The sequence below is a fragment of the Candidatus Eremiobacteraceae bacterium genome (genome assembly GCA_036511855.1).
Classification (GTDB): Bacteria; Vulcanimicrobiota; Vulcanimicrobiia; order Eremiobacterales; family Eremiobacteraceae; genus JABCYQ01.
Map to the genome: position 1 here is coordinate 52333 of DATCBN010000098.1, position 19413 is coordinate 71745.

Here is a 19413-nt window from a genome sequence, read left to right on the forward strand (position 1 = left end):
GGCGTTCGCGCCGCACAGGCCGCCGCCCCGCGTCGCAAGAATTGGCGGCCACCATGACCCCGGCACCGGCCCGACGACGCCTCGATCCCGCCATCTTCAACTTGCCGGTCCAGAAGATGCGCGCGGGATATTATTCCGACGCCTACTTCAACCGGGTCAAGGAGATCCTCGAGCGCGACGGCCGAAATCCGCGCGTGCTGATGCAGGTCTTCAACAAGAAGGATGCTGTGCTGTGCGGCATCGACGAAGCGATCGCGATCCTCAAGTTGTGCAGCGGCCGGTCCGTCGCCGGCGGCCCGTGGCAAGAGGGCTGGAGCGCGCTCGACGTGCGCGCGCTGTATGACGGCGATCGGGTCGGACCGTACGAGACCGTGATGACGATCGAGGGCGACTACTCGTTGTTCACGCATCTCGAAACCGACTACTTGGGCGTGCTCGCTCGCCGGACGAGGGTGGCGACGAATACGAGCGCGGTCGTCGCGGCGGCGAGCGGCAAGAATGTCCTGTTCTTTCCGGCACGTTTCGACCATCATCTCGTTCAGACGGGCGACGGCTACGCGGCATATATCAGCGGCGCGCTCGGCGTGAGCACCGACGCGCAAGCGGAGTGGTGGGGCAGCCGCGGGTTCGGCACCGTGCCGCACGGTTTGATCGCGGCATACGGCGGCGACACGGTATTGGCGGTGAAGAAGTTCGCTCAGTATGCGGAATCGTCGGTGAATGTCATCGCGCTGGTCGATTTTGACAACGACTGCGTGAACACCGCAAAGGCGTGCGCGGCGGCGTTGGGTCCGAGGCTATGGGGCGTGCGGTTGGACACGTCGGCCACGCTCGTCGACAAGAGCCTGTTCGATCAGATGGGCACTTTCGATCCCACCGGCGTCAACGCGCAACTCGTCCTCAACGTGCGCCGCGGTTTGGACGACGCGGGATTCGACCGGGTGAAGATCATCGTATCCGGCGGATTCAACGTCGAAAAGATCCGCGCGTTCGAATCGGCGAGCATCCCAGTGGACGCCTATGCCGTCGGCTCCGTGCTGTTCGAAGGCAAATTCGATTTCACCGCCGATATCGCGCTCGCCGAAAAAGACGGCACCATGGTGAGCTGCCACAAAGCCGGAAGACCGTACCGGCCAAACGCGCGGCTGGAAAAAGTGATCTGACACTCCGGCACGCGCGTCGTCAAGGCAGCGCCGCGTTCTCGCCGGCGAACAAACCGTCCTCGTTCGGCAGCCACGCCCAAACAAGCAGCGCGCGTGATGCCGGATGGACGAATGCGAAAAGAAGCGTTCCGTCGGCAGGCATCAGCCCGCGGCGGATAAGCTCCGCCGCGGTGGGTTGCGCATCGTCATCCCATTGCGCCTGCGCGTAGTATGCCTTGGCTCCGACCGTGATGTTGTAGTGCAAGTGGCGTGGGATGTCATACCACGCGCCCGGCGGCACGCTGGAAAAATCCGTGCCGAACGCCACACCTTTCGAGAACTGATAACCGCACGCCACCAGTTGGCCGGCGTCGTTGAAGTACAATACCGTCGGATGCGCGAGATCCGGCGGATTGAAGTCGTCGTGGTTTGTGAATACGGTGCCGATGCCGGCGACAGGATCGGTGGACTGGACGTAGCCGTCCGCGCGCGCCCAGACCGACAAACGATACGGTTCAGTCGCGACGCGCACGGCGCGGGCGAACGCAGTGTCGTAGCCGTCGTCGGCGTGCGCAGGTAATATCGTGGCGATAGACGCGAGCAGCGCTGCGATGAGCGCGATTGGCATGGCCGACGTGCGCACCACGGTGCGATTCGACCGCCATCGATCGGGCATGGCGAGGGTTTAGGCTCGCTTCAGGTCAAACCTGCTATGCGAGATATCAGCGCGGCACCACCGGAGAAACAGCATGAAAAGAATTGTCGCGCCGGCGATCGCGGCGTGCGTGGCACTTGTCGCAGCGTCCGCAGCATTCGATAGCGGTCGCATCCTCGCAGCATCGCGGTCGATCGCGCCGGGCGACACGCTGGTGTACGATGTCACCGTCGACGTGCAGATGTACGCGCTCGGACCGAATTCTCGGACATCCATGACGAGCGTCACGAGCGGCGCCGGCACGGAGACGCTCGCCGTCGATCGTGTTTTGTCGGACGGCACCGCCTACGCGGGCCTGACCTTGACGTATCGCGGCTCCACCGACGGCCGGCCGATAAAGTTCAACCGGTCGTGGCGCGCACAGCTCGCGCCCGATGGCGAGATCCTCTCAGTCGGCGCTCGGCCGGCGCTCAGTGACAACCTCGACCAAGCGCTTTCGTACATCAACGCGTTGGCCAAGGGACTTGGCTCGCGAGCGCTCGCATCCGGCTCGACGTGGACCTCGAAAGAACCGCTCGGATCTTCGTCGGGCTCGATGTTCGTCACGAGCAGAGTCATCGGAGTGCAGCCGTATCACGGATTTCGCACGTTCGTCATCGAGCAGAACGGCGCTGGCTCATTCACCCAGTCGGTCGAGGGTTCTCCCGGTGTCGGAAGCGTCGCGATGGGTGGAACGGTGTACTACGACAAAGCCGACCAAGTGTTGATCGGCGGCGCGGCTCGAGGGCAAACGGAAATGGCGCTGACCCACGCCAACATCGCCCATATCAGTGCGACAACGATGGTCAACGTGCAGATGCGCTCGTGGAACCATGCGCGGGCTGCGTCGCCGGCAGCCGCGTCGCCCACGCTGAGCGCGGCGGCGTCACCGGAACCGAGCGGATCCGCAACCGGCGATGTTTCGCCGGCGCCGGCACCCGCGTACACTCCCGCGACCGCTACGACTACCACGCCGAGTCCCATCTCGACGGGAAATTGAGCGGTGCGTCCATCTGGTTTCGCGATCATCATCGCCGCTTTGGGTCTTGCGTGCGTGGCCGCGGCGGCGCCCACCGGGCCGATATTTTTTCCGGGGCGCGCGTATGGATTGGGTGAGCACCAGACATACCTGATCGACCGCGACGCTCACCTGACGGTTCGGCTCGCGCGGCCGGACGGATCGACATTATCCAAGACCGTTACGGCCGTCGACGAGAGCAGCGTGGCGTTCACCGTCGAGGGATTCACCGACGCGGGAACGCCGGTGCTCGGCGTAGCGACCCTACGCAAGTCCGATCGCAGCGGTACGACATCCGGTCCGGCGGCGACGGCAAGTCCGGTCATCGAAAACGACGGCCGGGTGCAAAGCGAGAGCTTCGCGGACCTCGCGCCGACGGCCGCTCTCATGAACGGGTTCAATGCGCAAGCACTCGACATCGGCATGACGTGGCACGGGCGAGGCGACCTTCCACTGCCGTTCGCAACGGCGGCGTTACGGCTCAACGGCCAGGTGAATTTCAGGTCGGGCGACGCGCAGATGACCCTCTTGCAGGCGCTTCTGACGGGCGACGCCGGCATATCGGGAAGGCCGGTCGTCGCTCCATTCGGCGCGATCCGGCTTTCCGGCGACGGCGCGTTGGCGGGCACCGCATTTTTTTCGCCGGAACGGCGGCTGCTGCTCGGCATGGACTTGACTATGGTCAGCAACGGCAACGTGACTGACGCGCATAACCGGCACGGCGCATACACTTTATTGTCGCACTGGTCGATCAAACTCGCGGGTTATGCGCCCGGCACGCTGCCGGGTCCCGGTATTTCGCCGGGCATCGGCATTCCGGTCACGCAAATGGGCGGGGCGGCACCGGCCGCGACCAACGTGTACTCGCCAAGCTCGCCCGCCGACGTCTTCGAGCCCGCGTCGATCGATCCCGATGTCATCGACAGACTGAACGCGAGCGCACCGCCGACGGCGGCTCCATCGCCGGACGAATCCCTGCCGCCCGTGCCCATTTCAAATCCAAGCGACCAACCGGTGGCTTCGCCTCCGCCCGGCCCCACGCCGACGTCTTCGTGACGCCGCTACTCTTTGACCGTGCGCCACCCGCCGTCGCCGATCAGACCGTTGACGATCTGGATCATCGAGTCGAGATCCCGCATGTCGATCACTTCCATCGAGTGTGAGTAGCGGATCGGTATTCCAAACGGAATGACGAGCGTCGACTCGCTCCAGAAGTTCTCGCCGTCATTGCCGCCGCCGGTCGCGCCGATCTGGAGCGCGATGCCCTTGGCCTTCGCCCAGGCGAGGATGCGGCGGTTCCAATCCACGGGGCTAATGTTGGAATTGTCCAAAGCGCGCATGACGGTGCCGTGCCCTATCGGCGCGTAGGCTTCTTGAGACGTTTCGAGCGGCGTGTCCGACGTCACGAACATGTCCACGGGAAAGACGAAGTCCGGCCGGTACGATTTCGCGACCGCCGCTGCGCCGCGTGTGCCGAGCTCTTCTTGGACCGACCAGACGAAGGTCACAGTGCCGGTGAGCTTTGCCGGATCGAGCGCGCGCACCGCCTGCACGAGGGTGGTGCAGCCGAACCGGTCGTCCATCGAGCGCGCTGCGTAACGGTCGCCGGCGAGCTTGGTGAGATCTTTGCGGATCGTGATCGTATCGAGGATCTTGATGCCGAGCGAATCGACGTCCGCGCGCGAACTCGCGCCGACATCCACGAAGATCGAAGAATTGGTCACCGGGGGCGCCTCGCCCGCGGTGAGGTGAATAGATTTTGTCGCGACCACTCCTGGGACGTCGCCCTTGTCGGTGTGGATCAGCACGAGGCGGCCCTCGAACGTGCCGGGCCAAAAACCGCCGGCCGGTTCGACGCGAAGATAACCGTCTGGAGTGATGCCGGTGACGTAGTAGCCGATCTCATCCATGTGCGCGATGAACAGCAATGACGGCGAGCCGTGCCCGACGTCGAGCACGAGGTTGCCCATGGCATCGGTCTTCGGATGAGCCCAGCTGGGCAGCATGCTCTGGACTTCGCGGCGCACGGGCGCCTCGGAGCCGCTCACGCCGTAGGCGCTCACCAGGCGGCGCAACACATCGACCGTCGTGAGCGTATCGGCCCTGGCGGGTGCCACCCAAAGGAGGCACGCGACGGCGGCCAACGCGACGGAAAACGACGACGTGCGCTTCTTCAAAGGACACCCTTTCGCAGAGCAGGAGAGAATGCCGAACGACTACGAGGTCGCAGATAATTAACGATTTTCAGAGAGGGACGGCGCAGCGATGCGCGGTAGGTCGCTGACGTGAATCCATCCGACACGCTCCTTGCGGGGCACGGCACGACGTCGGGTATCGTCGCGGTCGAACCCAATATGCAGACCGGTATCGCGAGGACGTACGTCCGGGCCGGCGATCGTATCGACACGGTCGATGCGCCGCTGCAAACGTGGCTGCTGGGGCGGCGACAGCTCAGCGGCTCGGTCGAGCTCAAAGGGCGCCATCCCATGCGGCATCTGCTCACGTCCGGTGGCGCCGCGCGCATCGCAAGTCTCGCCAAGGAGATGGCCGCCGACCAGCGGCTTGTGTACGTCGATCCGATCACCTCGCATCTGGTCGGAAGCGGCGAGACGTATTTCAAAGGTCTGCAGTTCTCCGACCTCCGCCGCCTCCAATTCGACCTTGAAACCCTCGACGTCGTTCCTCATCGCGACGGCGCGGAGATATGCCTCATCGGCGTTCGCGACACGACCGGCTTCGAACGTATTCTCGCGCTCGACGAATTCGCGAACGAAGGCGCGCTCATCGCAGAATTCGTCCGGATCGTGCGCGAACGCGATCCGGATATCATCGAAGGTCACAACGTCTTCAACTTCGACTTGTGGTACTTGGAGGAGCGCGCCCGCCGCGCGGGCGTCGCGCTGATCATGGGACGCGACGGGCGGACGCCGATGTGGCGCGACGAGTCGATCCGCCGCTCCGGCATCAACGGCATGACCGTCAAGTACTACCGGATCGAAGGACGCCAATTGGTCGACACTTTTTTCGGCGCGTTGCGCTGGGACGTCGGCCGCAGGCTTCCCAACTACAAATTGAAGACCATCGTGAGCCACCTCGGCATCGGAGACGTCGATCGCGCGCTCGTGGACGCATCGCAAATGCGGCAGCTTTGGGCCGATCCGGACGCGCGCGCGAAGCTCAAGGCGTATTGTTTGGACGATGCGCGCGACGCCGAACGGCTGTCGGACCTCGTCTCGCCGAACGAGTTCTACCAAGCGCAATTCGTCCCCGAGTCTTTTCAAGGCTTGGCATGCGTCGGCATGGGCAGCCGCATAGAGCGGCTGATGGTCCGCGCGTACTTGCATGCGGGTGTCGCCATTCCGCGCCCGCGTCCCATCGGTCCGACTGCGGGGGGCTACACCGTCGCATTTGAAACGGGCGTCTTCCGCGACGTGATCAAGTGCGACGTCGAGAGCCTCTATCCGTCGCTCATGATCTCGCGGCTCATCAAGCCGCAGGACGACGACCTCGACGTCTTCATCCCGATGTTGACCATGCTGCGTGAGCGCCGCATCGATGCCAAGCGGTTAGCTGAAACTGCGCGCGCCGACGGCAACGCGCGCGAGCACCTCGCCGCCGACGGATTGCAAAGCGCGTTCAAGATACTCATCAATTCGTTCTACGGATTTCTCGGCACGAACGGATTGCATTTCAACGACGCGACGGCGGCCGGCACCGTCACCGAAGCCGGCCGGGCGGTCCTCGAGCGGATCGTTGCGGAATTGCGTGCCCAGGACTGCCGGGTGATCGAAGCCGACACCGACGGCGCGTATTTCGTCGCGCCGCGCGGAGCGGATCCCATCCTCATCATTCAGCGCGCGAACAATGCCATCGGCGAAGGCCTGCACTTGGTCTGCGAGGAGCGCTATCCGGCGATGCTTTCGGTGAAGGCGAAGAACTACGCGCTGCGCCGCGCGGACGGTGAGATCGTCATGCGGGGTTCCGCGCTCAAGTCCAATCGCGAGGAACCGTTCGGGTCGGCGCTCTTGCGCGCCATCGCCACGTCGCTCATCGACGGGCGCCCCGACGACGTCGCGCCGATCGTGCGCGATCTTGTGGAGCGCGTACGCGACGGGCAGCTGAAGCCGATCGAATTGGCGCGGCGCGAATCGGTCACGCAAAAAACCTTCAACGCCCCGGGGAACCGCCGCCTCGCGCAGGCGCTTTTCGACAAAGGCGTCGTGGTCGGTGACAAAGTGAACATCTACCGGCGGCAGGGCGGCGAGCTTGCGCTCATGGAGGAATACGCAGGCGATGAAGACCGCGGCCACTACCTCAAACGCATCGGCGATTTCGTGGCTCGCTTCGGCGACCTGATCTCCGCCGAAGCGCGGCGCATCGCGGTCGAAGACCCGGATCAACTCACACTGCTATGAGAAATGCACTTATATGCCTGAACAGATCCGCGTAGCCGTCATCGGCACGGGATTCGGCGCCCGCTGCCAGATGCCGGCATTCGTCGCGCATCCGGATACGAAGTTGGTCGCCGTGGTCTCGAACTCGCTCGCGCGCGCGCGCATCGCCGCCCAAACCCACGGCGCGCCGGTCTACAGCGACGACTATCGCACGGTGCTGAAACGAGACGACGTGGACCTGGTCAGCATCACCGCGCCGCCCCATCTGCACGCGCCCATCGCGCTCGCCGCGCTGAAGGCCGGCAAGCACGTGCTGTGCGAGAAGCCGATGGCGCTGAACGAACGTGAGGCGGCGCGCATGGTCGACGCAGCGCGCAAAGCGCGGCGCGTCGGCTTGATCGATCACGAATTTCGCTATCTGCCCGAGCGCGCCCGATTGCGCGACCTCGTCAACGACGGATGGCTTGGCGACGTGCAGCGCATCGCGTGGATCGAAACAACGTCGTGGATGGCGGCCGGCGGAGACTACCGCTTCGGGTGGCAATCGCAGGTCAAATGCGGCGGCGGTCTGTTGGGCGCGCTCGGTTCGCATGCCGTCGACTATTGCCGAGTCATCGCCGGCGAGATCAGCGATGTCGACGCAGCGCTCGCGACCAAGGTCAAGCGCCAGCCGCGGGCGGACGGCGGCATGGCCGAAGTCGACGCAGATGACAACGCAAGCGTGCGGCTCGTGCACTCAAGCGGCGCGATAACGACGATCGAACTATGCGCGACCGCGGCCGCGAGCGTTTTCACGGTCGTCGTGAGCGGATCGAAAGGCGTGCTGCGGATAGACGGCGATCAGCTTTTCGGCGTGCGCGGGGCGCAAGGCGCCATGCCGGTCACCGCGCCTGCGCGCACGCGCAAGAAGTTTCCGCCCGGCTCACACCGGCTGCTGCCGGCATTCTACACGTTCGTCGGCGAAGCCGTCGCGGCGGTGCGCGGCGAGCCGTCGACCGCCGCCACATTCGGCGACGGATTGCGCGTGCAGCGCGTGCTGGACGCGGCGCGGCGGTCGGCGCGTTCGCGCAAGACCATTCATATCGCGGGCCGCAAAGGCAAGGCGTCATGAGCGACGCGCTCCGGGATGCGTGCCACGAGCTCAACAACGTGCTCGGCACGGTTTTGGTGAGTGCTGATGTCGGCGGCAAGCGCTCGGCCGTGGACAAGGATCGCGAGCTATTCGACATCATCGCCGCGAGCACGCGTAGAGCCGGCGAATTGGTGGCGCGGCTTTCGCCACTCGTGGAAAGCGCGGACGACGGCGCGGCGGCGCGCGATCTCAAGTATCTGGACGGACTGCATGCGGCGATGCCGCCGGTGGTCGCCGAACTCGAAGAACACTGCAAACGCGACGATATTCCGCTGATGGACCGCGCCGGAGTGCGGCTGCTCGCCACGATCGTGGCGGCCGTTCGCGCCGACAAAATTCTCGAACTCGGCACCGCGTATGGCTATTCAGCGCTCTGCATGGCCTTGGCGCAGGGCCCGGCTGGGCAGATCACGACGATAGACCCCGATACGGCGCGCACCGATATCGCGCGTTCGTATTTCGCACGAGCCGGCGTCGCCGGCCGCATCACGGTCGTCAACCAGCCGGCGCTGGATGCGATCGCTTCCATGTCGCATCCGCCGTACGATTTGGTCTTCATCGACGCCGTGAAAGCGGAATACGCCGCGTATCTCGAAGCGGCGCTGCCGCACATGCGGACTTCGGGAGTGGTCGTCGTCGACAATCTCCTGTGGAGTCATCGTTCGTCCGCCGCCCCCGCCGACCACGACGATGCGTCCACACGCGCGATCCGCGAGTTCAACCGCACGTTCTTGTCGCATCCGGCCCTGAGCGCGGTCATCGTGCCGGTCGGCGACGGCGTCGGCTTCGGCGTCAAAGTGAAATAGGAGAACCGGCATGCGCCCACGTCACATCGTTCTCGCCGGCGCGCTATACGCCGTTGCGCTAATCTCCCGCGCTGCCGTCGCCGACCCAACCCCCGCGCCGCTTTTGGCGAAGCCGGCGATCACCGTGCCGCGGTCGCCGGGCTCGTTCGACTATCTGAGCGTGGACCTCGACCGCCGCTATCTGCTCGTGGCGCACACCGGCAGTCACACGCTGGACGTCTTCAAGCTCGACAGCGGCGCGCTGCTCCGTCAGATCATCGTGGGCGCGGCGCACGGCGCGGCCGTGGACGTGAAAGACCGCAAGTTCTTTGTCAGCACGAGCGACGGCATCCTCGCCGTCGTCGACCGCGACAACTTGGTGCTCAACGACAGAGTAAAGCTGCCCGGCCCGGGCGACGGCATAGCGTTCGATCCGAAAAACGACACGGTGTATATCGACGAAGACAATGGGACTCGCGTGTTCACGGTCAACGGCAAGACGAATAAGCCGGGGCCGGTCGTGACGATTCCGCAAGACCCCGAGTTCGTGGACTACGATCCGGTGAGCGACAAGCTTTATCAGAACATCGTCAGCACGAATTCGGTTGTGGTCATCGATCCAGCCACGAATACCGTGACCGCCACGTGGTCGACGTTGCCGGCAACAGAGCCGCACGGGCAGGCGGTCGACTCGGCGGCAGGCCGTGTGTTCGTCGTCGGCAGCAACGGCATACTGGTGGCGATCGATATGAAGACCGGCACGGTCATCGCGCAAGCGCCAGTGACTCCGCGCGTCGATCAGATCGTGTTCGATCCCGGCACCATGCGCATCTATTGCGCGAGCGGCACGGGCGTCGTGTCGGTGGTGCAGGAGACGACCGCGGGCCTCAGTGCGCTGGCCGATGTGGTGGTGCCCGAACATGCGCACACGATAACGGCCGATCCCGCCATGCACAACGTCTGGATCGCGTACGGCGGCCGCCAGGACGACTTCATCATGGAGCTCACCCCACCGTAACTAACAGGATTTGTGGGAGGGCCAGTTTTTGTAATAGGGTGAGCAACGCTCACCCATGGGCAAGCGATGCTTGCCCTAGTACAGGCTTGCCCTAGTACAAAAAGCGACTAGTCTTCGCCGAGGTAAGCCTTGCGCACGTCGTCATCGTTCAACAACGCGTCCGCGCTGCCCGACTTCACGATGGCGCCCGTCTCGAGCACGTAGCCGCGCGAGGCCACCTGCAAAGCCTTTCGTGCGTTCTGTTCGATGAGCAAGATAGTGACGCCGCGCTTATTGATGTCGCGGATCACATTGAAGATCGTGTCGACGAAGATCGGCGACAGCCCCATCGACGGCTCGTCGAGCAGCAGCACCTTCGGCTCCGACATCAGGGCGCGCGCGATGGCGAGCATCTGCTGTTCGCCGCCGGAAAGCGTGCCGCCGCGCTGCGCCATGCGCTCGTTCAGCCGCGGGAAAAGCTCGTGCACCTCGGCCAAGTCGCGCTTGATCCCGGCGCTGTCGTGACGTGCAAATGCCCCAAGCTCAAGATTCTCGCGCACGCTCATCCGCGGAAAGATGCGGCGGCCTTCGGGTGAATGCACGACACCCATACGTGAGATCGCGTCGGCGCCGAACGGCGCAAGATCCTTGCCGCGGAAACGAATGGTGCCGCGCGCCGGCTTCATCAGACCGGAAATCGTGCGCAGCGTGGTGGTCTTGCCGGCGCCATTCGCGCCGATCAATGCGACGATCTCGCCTTCATGCACGTCGATCGTGACGCCGCGCAGCGCCTGGATGCGCCCGTAGAAAGTCTCGACGCCGCTTAGGGCCAGCAGCGGCTCGCTCATGCGCCCTTGCCCAAATACGCTTCGATGACACGATGATCGTGGCGCACGACGTCGGGCTTGCCGTGCGCGATCTCCTCGCCGTAGTCGAGCACGTGCACGTAGTCGGAGATCCCCATCACAAGCTTCATGTCGTGCTCGATGAGCAGCACCGTCACGCCGCGATCGCGGATCGCCTGCACGAGCTTCATCAAACCGATCTTCTCGGCCGGGTTGGTGCCCGCAGCAGGCTCGTCGAGCAGCAGCAGCTTCGGCTCGGATGCGAGCGCGCGCGCGATCTCGAGGCGGCGCTGCATGCCGTACGGCAGATTGCGCGCCCATTCGGTCGTGAATCTCGTGAGGCCGATCCAGTCGAGCATGGCCTGGGCGGCTTCTTCGGACGACTTCTCCTCGCGGCGCGCGAACGGAGTGCGAAACGCGCAATCCCACGGCGTCGCTCGCATTCGCGCGTGGCGGCCGACGAGAACATTATCCAGCACCGACATGTGTGAGAAGAGCCGGATATTTTGAAAAGTGCGCGAGATGCCGAGCGATGCCACGACGTGCGGCTTCAACCCGCCGATCGAGCGGCCATCGAACACGATCGATCCTGCGGTCGGGGCATAGATGCCCGTGATCAGATTGAACACGGTCGATTTGCCCGCGCCGTTCGGGCCGATGAGGCTGATGATCGAGCCCGCCTCCACGTCGAATGTGACGTTGTCGACCGCGGTGAGGCCGCCGAACTTTTTCGTCGCGCCCTGAAGAGACAGCAGTGCCATCAGGCGGCCTCCGGGCTCTTGTCGACGTCGTGCAATTCGGCTCGCACCGTGGCGCTCGGCAGCAATCCTTCGGGGCGGAAGAGCATGACGAGTACGAGGATGATGCCGTAGAGCATGAAGCGATACTGCGTGAGGTCCACCGACATGAGGAAGGAGACATTCAACTGGGACCCGATGGCGTGCGCCCAATTGGAGGCCTGCGGCAGGATGAGGAAATTCAACATCGCGATGATGCCGCCGCCCAGCAGCACGCCGGAGAGATTACCCATGCCTCCGAGGACGATCGCGGCCAGGATCATGATCGACATGTTGAAGTCGAAGCCGCTCGGGCTGATCGTGCTTAGTTTCGCGGCGTAGATGACGCCGGCAATGCCCGCGAATGCGGCGCCCATTGAAAACGCGAGCAGTTTGGCGGTGGTCGTGTTGATGCCCATGTGTTCGGCCGCGAGCTCGTCCTCGCGGATTGCCATCCACGTCCGCCCGAGCCGCGAATAGCGCAAGTTCGTCAACAGCAGCAGACAGATGCAGATGACGATGAAATACAAGTAGTAATACGGCGTGGGATTGAACCCGAAGTTGTACCCGAACAACGTCGGCTGGTCGACCGCTGCGATGCCGTCGGGGCCGCCCGTCCACTTGTCCAAGTTCTGGAACAGCTGCGGCACGATTTCGCCGAAGCCGAGCGTGACGATCGCAAGATAGTCGCCGCGCAGACGCAGCGTGGGAGCGCCGAGGATCACGCCGAACGCGGCGGCAACGGCCGCGCTCACGACGAGCATGACCCAGAAGCTCCAATGCAATCCGAACTGCGGCGACGCGACGAACGCGTACGTATAGGCGCCGATCGCGAAAAACGCGGCAAATCCCAGCGCCAGCAGGCCGGTATAGCCGACGATGATATTGAGACCGAACGCGAGCAAAAGGATATAGCCCGCGTCGGCCACCGCGGAGATGTGCGAACTGTTCGAGTCGAGGAACGGCAGCAGCGCCAGCACGACGACGATCGCGCCGCCTCCCAGCACTTGCTTGCCCGTATATCGCGAGAGTCCGAAGGGCAGCCATTCGACGCGTCGGTCCATCACGGCGTGCTCACACCTTCTCCGGCAATTGCTGGCCGAGCAGGCCGCTGGGCCGGAACACAAGCGTGAGGATCAAGATCGCGAACACCGCGACCTCGGACCATTGATCCGAAATGCAACCGGACGTCATCGTCTCCACGATGCCGATGACAAAACCGCCGAGCATGGCGCCGGTGATATTGCCGATGCCGCCGAGCACCGCGGCCGTGAACGCCTTCAATCCGGCTTGATAGCCATTGAGGAAGAACGTCGTGCCGTAGTACATGCCGGAGATGAACCCGGCCACACCCGCTAGCGCCGAACCGATGAAAAACGTCCACGCGATGGTGGAGTTGACGTTGATGCCCATGAGCTGCGCGGCGTCGCGGTCCTGCGCGGTGGCGCGCATCGCCTTGCCGAGCTTGGTGCGGAAGACGAAGAGATTGAGAAGGATCATGCAGACGAGGCTGACCACGACGACGAGCAGCGACCGGTCATCGAAGCGCACGCTGCCGATCTGATGCCAGTTATCGGGCAAGAACTGCGGAAACGACACTTCTGAGTTGCCCTTCCAGATCTGCATGATGTTCTCGAGGATAAGCGAGACGCCGATGGCCGTGATGAGCGGCGCGAGCCGCGGCGCGTTGCGCAAGCGGCGATACGCAAGCCGTTCGATCAGCACGCCCACGATGCCGCACAAAAACGCGGCCAACACGATCACTACAAGGGCGATGAGCGCAAGCTCGGTCTGATTGGAAATCGTGGAGAGCGGGATCAGCCCGAGGATGGAGAGCGAGATGAACGAGCCCAGCGTGTAGACGTCGCCGTGCGCGAAGTTGATCAGTTCGATGATGCCGTACACCATCGTATAGCCGAGCGCGATAAGCGCGTAAAGCCCACCCAGCGCGACTCCGTTGATCATCTGCTGTACGAACTGAGGCGCGCAGTTGTGGAACTCGAACACTAGGGCGTTACTTCGCTCCGAACTTGCGCTGCGTCAGGAAGACCCACACGTCTTTCCGTGCGCCGTAAATGGAGATGATCTTGTTCGTCGTGTCGCCGTTGGCGTCGAACGCGAACGGGCCCATGATGCTGTCGAAGCGCTTGACCGACCGCAGGTTCTGCAGCACGTCGTCGCGCGAGGGCATCTTGCCGCCGTTCTCCTTCACGGCTTTGGCGATGGCTTGGATGATGACCATCGCACTTGTGTAGCCGGCCGCCGAATACGATCCGACCGGCACGTTGAACTGTGCCTGGTAATCCGCGAGGAATGTTTTTGCCTCCGGGATGGTGGTGGCGTTCACCGCGGCGACCGTACCGTAAACGTTGTCGGCCGTCGTGCCCGCCACGCGCAAAAACTCTTCGTTGCGAATGCCGTCTGCACCGAAGTATGCGACGCTGCCCATGCCGCTGTCGCCCATTTGTTTGCGGACGAGCCCGCCGCCGGTCGAAGTCGTGCCGCCATAAAAGAGCACGTCGGGATTCATGCCTTGCGCGCGCGTGAGCAACGCGTGGAAGTCCTGTTGGCCTTTCGTGATGTGGTCGTGCGCGAGCACGGTCCCGCCATCCTTTGTGAATTCATCGCCCCATGCTTCCGAAACGCCGCGTCCATACGTCTCGTTGTCGTCGATCAGATATGCTTTGCGCAGTCCGCGGTCGTTGTACGCATAGTCGGCGCCGACCGGGCCTTGAATGTCATCAGTGGCGCACACGCGGAAGTAGGTGATCGCTTGCGGGTTGGAGCGCCGAAGTTCGAGCGCGCTTGGACCTTTTGTGAGGTCGGGATTGGTGTTCGACGGGCTGATCAGCGCGATGCCGAGGCTGTTCGTGAGCGGGATCTCGGCCTTGGCGACATTGCTGTTGAACGGGCCGACGATGCCGAGGACCGCCGAGTCGCTGGCAAATGCTTGTATGTTCTTCGCCCCTTGATTGGGGTCGTGCACGCCGTTGACCGCATCGTCGAGGATGTCGGCCTGCAGCGTGAAGCCGGGCACGAGGTTCCGCTTATTCGCGTCGATGACCGCGAGCTCGACGCCGTGCTTGGTGGGAACGCCGTCAGATGCGTCGGCCCCCGAGATCGGGAGGTCGGCGCCGATCTTGATGACGGTGCCCTGCGCCCCGCCCGAAGAGCCGGACGTGCCGCTCGCGGAGGTGCTCGAGCCGCCGCTCGAGTTCGAACAGCCGGCCGCCCCTAGGGTCAGGGCGAGCAGAGCGGCGATGGACGCGCGGTGCGCGACGGTGATGCCGAGCATTGTGTGAGCACTCCCGTACCAATGAGAACGGTCGCGACGCCTTCGCGAGAGCCGCAAGCGCACAAAATATAAGAAAAGTGAGCGTTCCGACGCTTCGCGAGAGGGGGGGAGGGTCCTTTTCGGGACGCGCGAAGTAGAAAGTATGGCATTGCCGCTTTCGGCCGATACGACCATCAGAGAAGTCGTCGACACGTACCTCGGCGCCGAAAAAGTGTTCGGCGCACACGGTTTGCCATGCGCCGGCTGCCACGTTTCCACGCGCGAAACCATACGTCAAGGCGCGGCGGTGCACAGCCTCGATCTTCCGGCGTTGATGGCCGACCTGCAGCGATTCGCCGACGACGGCACGGTGCCCGCGATGCGACCCAGGACGAATCCGTCGGCAGCCGCGGGCGGGCACGGTCATCCGATTCCGGGGACGGTCCCTGCAAAACAGCGCAAGCCCGGAATCGAGCGCGTGATTGCGATCATGTCGGGCAAAGGCGGCGTCGGAAAGTCGCTCGTCACCGGGCTGCTCGCGGTCGCGCTGCGGCGCCGCGGCTACGCGGTGGGCGTGCTCGACGCCGACATCACCGGCCCAAGCATGGCGAAGATCTTCGGCGTCAATGCGCGTCCGTATCAAGGCGAAGACAAGAAACCGCATCCGCCGGCTTCGCGCAGCGGCATCCAAGTGATGTCCATGAATCTCATCCTCGATAGCGAGAATCAAGCGGTCATCTGGCGCGGCCCGATGGTCTCAAACGCGATACGTCAGTTTTACAACGATCTCGAGTGGGGAATACTCGACTATCTGTTGATCGATCTGCCGCCGGGCACGTCGGATGCTCCGCTGACGGTATTGCAAGCACTCCCCGTTGACGGTGTGGTCATGGTCAGCACGCCGCAGGGTCTGGCGACGATGATCGTCAGCAAGGCGCTGAAGCTGGCGAAACAACTCGACACGCCCGTGATCGGTCTCGTCGAGAACATGGCCTACTTCACGGATAAGGAAACTGGAAAGCGCTACGATTTGTTCGGCGCGAGCAAAGGCGTCCAACTCGTCGTCGAGAGCGGCGCTCCGCTGCTCGCGCAGTTGCCCATCGATCCGGTGCTGACGCAGCTCTGCGACGAGGGGCGCATCGAAGAGTATGAATCGGACGACTACGACGTGCTCGCCCGCAATTTCGCAAAAATAGCGCCCACGTCGGTGGCGCCCGCCGTATGACCGCGATCGTGCGCGGGCGATTCTGTGCCCTGACGTTCGCACTTGCGGTCGCCCTTGCCGGCGGGTTGAGTGTGGCTTCGTGCTCGGCACATGATTCATCCGATTCCCATCTCGCGTCGATCGCCGGCTTACCCGTCTACCCGAATGCGTCGATGGTCGGCGCGAGCAGCGGCGCGCTTGCCATCTACCGGAGTGCGGACCCGTATCTCGTGGTCGCAGATTGGTACGGCACGCACATGCCGAAAGGCACGCATACCGCGCGAAACGACGCGATGTCGCAGGCCACCTTCGCGATTTTCTTGCCGGAAGAGACGAAGACCGTGCACGTCGAGATGTCCGACGGCACGGTCCGCATCACGTTGACCGATGTGAAGAATGGTCCGGCGTCCTCTACTGGACGATGACGACCGTCCGCATCCCGTTGCTGTCGTAGTGAAACGCGCATCCGAACATATAAAAGCCGGGCGGTCCCGAATTGTACTGGAGCGATGACGATCCGGCGTTGAGCGTGCCCGAGCTGAAGTTCGTCGTGCTGATAACGGTGTTTGCCGGCGAGGCCGCGCCGCTTCCATTGAAGTGAAGCGGAAACGACGCGCCGTTGCCGGATGCATTCCCGAGAAAACTAGCCGTATGCGGAATGCCATCGAAGTTCCGGAAGACCGCGGGCATCGCAGTGATAAGCGCGACGACTCCGGATGTCGTGTCGATCGTGCCGGTCGAATTGAAATACCCGAGCACTGAGCCGTACGCCGGATCGACCGTCGCCGATTCGCCGGAGAGGTTCACGCCGACGATTTGCGATCCGGGAGCGATGGACGGCGCGGCGTCGGATTTGGATTGTTGATCCCGTAGGATGAGCCGCCGTAACCACCGCCTCCGCAGCCGGCGGCCGCGAGCGCAGCCGTGGTCGCGAATGCGATTCCGGTGATCCTAAGCGTGGTGAGGGTCTTATCGAGCGTCAACGAGTCGGTCCTTTCGTAGCGAGGAGGGCGGGTGCGGCGACAGGGCGTAGCGCCACACCCGCTTCACCAAGCCTACTGGCGGCCGCTGAAACAAGCGTGAAGCGGAGCCGGCATGTGCCGGTTCCGCTTCATTTCCCTTACCTGAATATTTAAGCGATGTTTTGTTCTAGCAGTATGGCCCCTTGCACGGCGGAGGTGTGCCGCCGCTTGCCACGCTTGCTTGCGGGCCCGGCGTCGCGCCCACCTGGACCACGACTCCGTCTTGCATGTTGTTGCTGCCGAAGTGGAACGCGCAAGCGATGAACAGGTTGCCTGTCGTGCTGGTGACCGTCAATGGACCGACGCTCGTGCCGGGGCTGATCGGACCGCTGCGATATCCGGCGTCGAGCACAGTCGTGCCCGACTTCGTCGTGTCGAGAGTGCCGCCGACCGGCGGCGGAGTCGGATACACCGAGTAGACGTTGAACGTGTGTATGACCGAATCACCGTTTGTGAGCATGATCTGCTGGCCTGGCGCCAATCCGAGGACCTGCGAAAAATTCTGTTGCGTGAAGCCTTGCACCGTGCCGAACGGCGGTGAGTTGATCTGACCGACGTTCTTCGCGAACAACACGATCTGCACCGCGGGAACCGCACTTACGGTCGGTTGAGGACCGGGACCCGGCGCGCTGACGCTTCCGCCGCCGCCACCGCCGCCGCAACCGGCGGCCGTCGCGGCCCCGATCACAAGGGCTGCGATCGCGATGCGAGCGAACTTGAGGGATCTAAAATCCATGGCATACTCTCCTAGCGAGCGGCATGCGAATCGCACGCTGCGTTCTTTGTCAGCGTAGTTTGGCGGGCTGAAATGACGGTGAAAGAAAATTAAATGAGGAACGGCGTTGCGCCGTTCCTCATCAGTGTATCGCTTGAACTAGAGCTTAAAAAACGATGAAAATCGTGCGGAGCGGTACCGCCGGCGGAACCGCATTGTACGTATAGAAGTCGGCCATGAAATACATCCCCGGCGAGCCCGTGAAATAGTCCGCAGAGGCGGTGGGCGCCAACAGCGATCCGCCGATGAGATTGCCGGTCGAAAACGTCGTATCCGAAATGAGCGATCCCGGTGCGCTCGAGTTCGATGCGCCGTTCACGTTGTTGAACGTGGCTGGCCACGTGGCGCCCGGAATAGGATCGATGCCGTTGTTCGACGCCGTATGCGGATCCGCGTCGTAATTGTAGAAACGAATCTTTTGGCCCGCGTTCACGGCGATGATGCTCGACGGGCCCGGCGTGGAATAGGGGTTCGCTGAAGCCGTCGGGCTGACCACTGGGCCGGGGATGAGCGACATTCCATCGACAGGTCCGAAGGTTGGTACATCTGTGGGGGTCGCAACGGCATAGGCGATAGCCACGAAGTAGAGCGGCGTGGGTGACGGCGTCGGCGTGGGCGAGCCGGACGGCAGCGGCGACGGCGAGGGCGTCGTACCAGGACTGGGGGTTGTATGCACGCCTGGAATCGCACTGCTCTTCGAGCAGCCCTGCGCGCCGACGACGACCACGGCCGCGACGGTGGCCGCTGCGAGCGCCGCAAGACGAGCCGCGGGAGAAAACACTGACATTGGTGCGAATCCTTTCAATCGGCGCAAGTCAGCCCCCGGCGACGAGGGTTTGCGCTTTCACTTTCATTGTATCGTAGGTCATCTCGCCGTCGACCGCATCCCGGATAACACCCGCGCGGTCGACGAAAAATGAACTCGGCATTCCGACCATGTGGAGGACCGTACCCACCTGCTGATCGGCATCCAGGCCGACCGGAAAAGTTATGCCGAATCGTTGCGTGTAGGGCTTGACCGCCGTCGTATCTTCCCCTTGGTCGATCGCGACGACGAGCAAGCGGCCGTTTTGCGCTCTTGCCAGACGCTCGAGCGCCGGCATCTCGCGCCGGCACGGTCCACACCACGTGGCCCACACATTTACCAAAACGTCGTGGCCGCGAAGTTCGTTCAGCGCGATATCGCCGCCGCCAAGCCGGGCTACCGTGAGATCGGGCATGACCTGACCGATGACTTGCGCCGGACCCCGGTGCGTGTTGCGGTCCTGATCGACGTCGCTTGGCACGAACATGGCGGTGAGAACGACAACGGCGACCGCAACCGCGAGGCCGCCGAGAATCCATCGGGTCACGCC

Annotated in this window: 21 protein-coding genes; 9 read left to right on the forward strand and 12 right to left on the reverse strand. The window is 63.5% G+C overall.

Translation table 11 applies throughout. The features are described from left to right. The first annotated feature begins 53 nt into the window (after positions 1-53). Complete coding sequence (locus tag VII69_13070; protein ID HEY5096040.1) at positions 54-1163, forward strand: hypothetical protein; 1110 nt, start codon at positions 54-56, stop codon at positions 1161-1163. A gap of 19 nt (positions 1164-1182) precedes the next feature. Here the strand turns inward: VII69_13070 and VII69_13075 are convergent, their stop codons facing one another. Then, entirely contained in the window at positions 1183-1818 is a 636-nt protein-coding gene (locus tag VII69_13075; protein ID HEY5096041.1) for a hypothetical protein, read from the reverse strand. 73 nt (positions 1819-1891) lie between these two features. Between VII69_13075 and VII69_13080 the strand changes: the two genes are divergently transcribed. Both VII69_13080 and VII69_13085 read left to right on the forward strand, forming a co-directional pair. Beyond that, positions 1892-2836 carry a hypothetical protein gene (locus tag VII69_13080; protein ID HEY5096042.1) on the forward strand — a complete coding sequence of 315 codons (945 nt, stop codon included), beginning with the start codon at positions 1892-1894 and terminating at the stop codon, positions 2834-2836. A gap of 3 nt (positions 2837-2839) precedes the next feature. Continuing rightward, positions 2840-3910, forward strand: a complete 1071-nt coding sequence (locus tag VII69_13085; protein HEY5096043.1) for a hypothetical protein — start codon at positions 2840-2842, stop codon at positions 3908-3910. Between the two features lie 5 nt (positions 3911-3915). Here the strand turns inward: VII69_13085 and VII69_13090 are convergent, their stop codons facing one another. Then, positions 3916-5031 carry a M20/M25/M40 family metallo-hydrolase gene (locus tag VII69_13090; GenBank protein HEY5096044.1) on the reverse strand — a complete coding sequence of 372 codons (1116 nt, stop codon included), beginning with the start codon at positions 5029-5031 and terminating at the stop codon, positions 3916-3918. A gap of 108 nt (positions 5032-5139) precedes the next feature. Between VII69_13090 and VII69_13095 the strand changes: the two genes are divergently transcribed. From VII69_13095 to VII69_13110, 4 genes are read left to right on the forward strand one after another with little or no spacing between them, the layout of a single operon-like run. After that, on the forward strand, positions 5140-7269 hold the full coding sequence (locus VII69_13095; GenBank protein ID HEY5096045.1) for a 3'-5' exonuclease: 2130 nt from the start codon (positions 5140-5142) through the stop codon (positions 7267-7269). A gap of 13 nt (positions 7270-7282) precedes the next feature. Further along, positions 7283-8359, forward strand: coding sequence for a Gfo/Idh/MocA family oxidoreductase (locus VII69_13100; protein HEY5096046.1), 1077 nt, complete (start codon positions 7283-7285; stop codon positions 8357-8359). Continuing rightward, positions 8356-9186 (forward strand): class I SAM-dependent methyltransferase, encoded by an 831-nt coding sequence (locus VII69_13105; protein HEY5096047.1) that lies wholly within the window; start codon positions 8356-8358, stop codon positions 9184-9186. Before VII69_13100 ends, VII69_13105 begins: the two co-directional genes overlap by 4 nt. Positions 9187-9196: 10 nt before the next feature. After that, on the forward strand, positions 9197-10183 hold the full coding sequence (locus tag VII69_13110; GenBank protein HEY5096048.1) for a YncE family protein: 987 nt from the start codon (positions 9197-9199) through the stop codon (positions 10181-10183). A gap of 107 nt (positions 10184-10290) precedes the next feature. On the opposite strand, the gene VII69_13115 is transcribed toward VII69_13110, so the two are convergent. The 5 genes from VII69_13115 to VII69_13135 are packed head-to-tail and all read right to left on the reverse strand — an operon-like array spanning position 10291 to position 15078. Beyond that, positions 10291-11010, reverse strand: coding sequence for an ABC transporter ATP-binding protein (locus VII69_13115; GenBank protein HEY5096049.1), 720 nt, complete (start codon positions 11008-11010; stop codon positions 10291-10293). Beyond that, entirely contained in the window at positions 11007-11768 is a 762-nt protein-coding gene (locus VII69_13120; GenBank protein ID HEY5096050.1) for an ABC transporter ATP-binding protein, read from the reverse strand. The genes VII69_13115 and VII69_13120 overlap by 4 nt, the downstream gene beginning before the upstream one ends. After that, positions 11768-12847: a branched-chain amino acid ABC transporter permease gene (locus VII69_13125; GenBank protein HEY5096051.1), complete on the reverse strand. Its 1080-nt coding sequence runs from the start codon at positions 12845-12847 to the stop codon at positions 11768-11770. The genes VII69_13120 and VII69_13125 overlap by 1 nt, the downstream gene beginning before the upstream one ends. Before the next feature lie 10 nt (positions 12848-12857). After that, positions 12858-13790 (reverse strand): branched-chain amino acid ABC transporter permease, encoded by a 933-nt coding sequence (locus VII69_13130; GenBank protein HEY5096052.1) that lies wholly within the window; start codon positions 13788-13790, stop codon positions 12858-12860. 7 nt (positions 13791-13797) lie between these two features. Next, complete coding sequence (locus tag VII69_13135; GenBank protein HEY5096053.1) at positions 13798-15078, reverse strand: branched-chain amino acid ABC transporter substrate-binding protein; 1281 nt, start codon at positions 15076-15078, stop codon at positions 13798-13800. Positions 15079-15220: 142 nt separating this feature from the next. Here VII69_13135 and VII69_13140 point away from each other — a divergent pair, with 142 nt between their 5' ends. After that, positions 15221-16282 (forward strand): P-loop NTPase, encoded by a 1062-nt coding sequence (locus tag VII69_13140; protein ID HEY5096054.1) that lies wholly within the window; start codon positions 15221-15223, stop codon positions 16280-16282. Then, positions 16279-16686, forward strand: a complete 408-nt coding sequence (locus VII69_13145) for a hypothetical protein (GenBank protein HEY5096055.1) — start codon at positions 16279-16281, stop codon at positions 16684-16686. Before VII69_13140 ends, VII69_13145 begins: the two co-directional genes overlap by 4 nt. Here the strand turns inward: VII69_13145 and VII69_13150 are convergent. The 5 genes from VII69_13150 to VII69_13170 form a co-directional block, all read right to left on the reverse strand. After that, positions 16673-17068, reverse strand: coding sequence for a hypothetical protein (locus tag VII69_13150; protein ID HEY5096056.1), 396 nt, complete (start codon positions 17066-17068; stop codon positions 16673-16675). The two genes, VII69_13145 and VII69_13150, sit on opposite strands and share 14 nt — an antisense overlap. Further along, positions 17065-17244 carry a hypothetical protein gene (locus tag VII69_13155; GenBank protein ID HEY5096057.1) on the reverse strand — a complete coding sequence of 60 codons (180 nt, stop codon included), beginning with the start codon at positions 17242-17244 and terminating at the stop codon, positions 17065-17067. Before VII69_13155 ends, VII69_13150 begins: the two co-directional genes overlap by 4 nt. A gap of 166 nt (positions 17245-17410) precedes the next feature. Next, entirely contained in the window at positions 17411-18019 is a 609-nt protein-coding gene (locus tag VII69_13160) for a hypothetical protein (protein ID HEY5096058.1), read from the reverse strand. A gap of 145 nt (positions 18020-18164) precedes the next feature. Beyond that, on the reverse strand, positions 18165-18845 hold the full coding sequence (locus VII69_13165) for a hypothetical protein (GenBank protein ID HEY5096059.1): 681 nt from the start codon (positions 18843-18845) through the stop codon (positions 18165-18167). A 28-nt stretch (positions 18846-18873) separates the two neighbouring features. Continuing rightward, entirely contained in the window at positions 18874-19410 is a 537-nt protein-coding gene (locus VII69_13170) for a TlpA disulfide reductase family protein (protein HEY5096060.1), read from the reverse strand. Positions 19411-19413 lie beyond the last annotated feature (3 nt).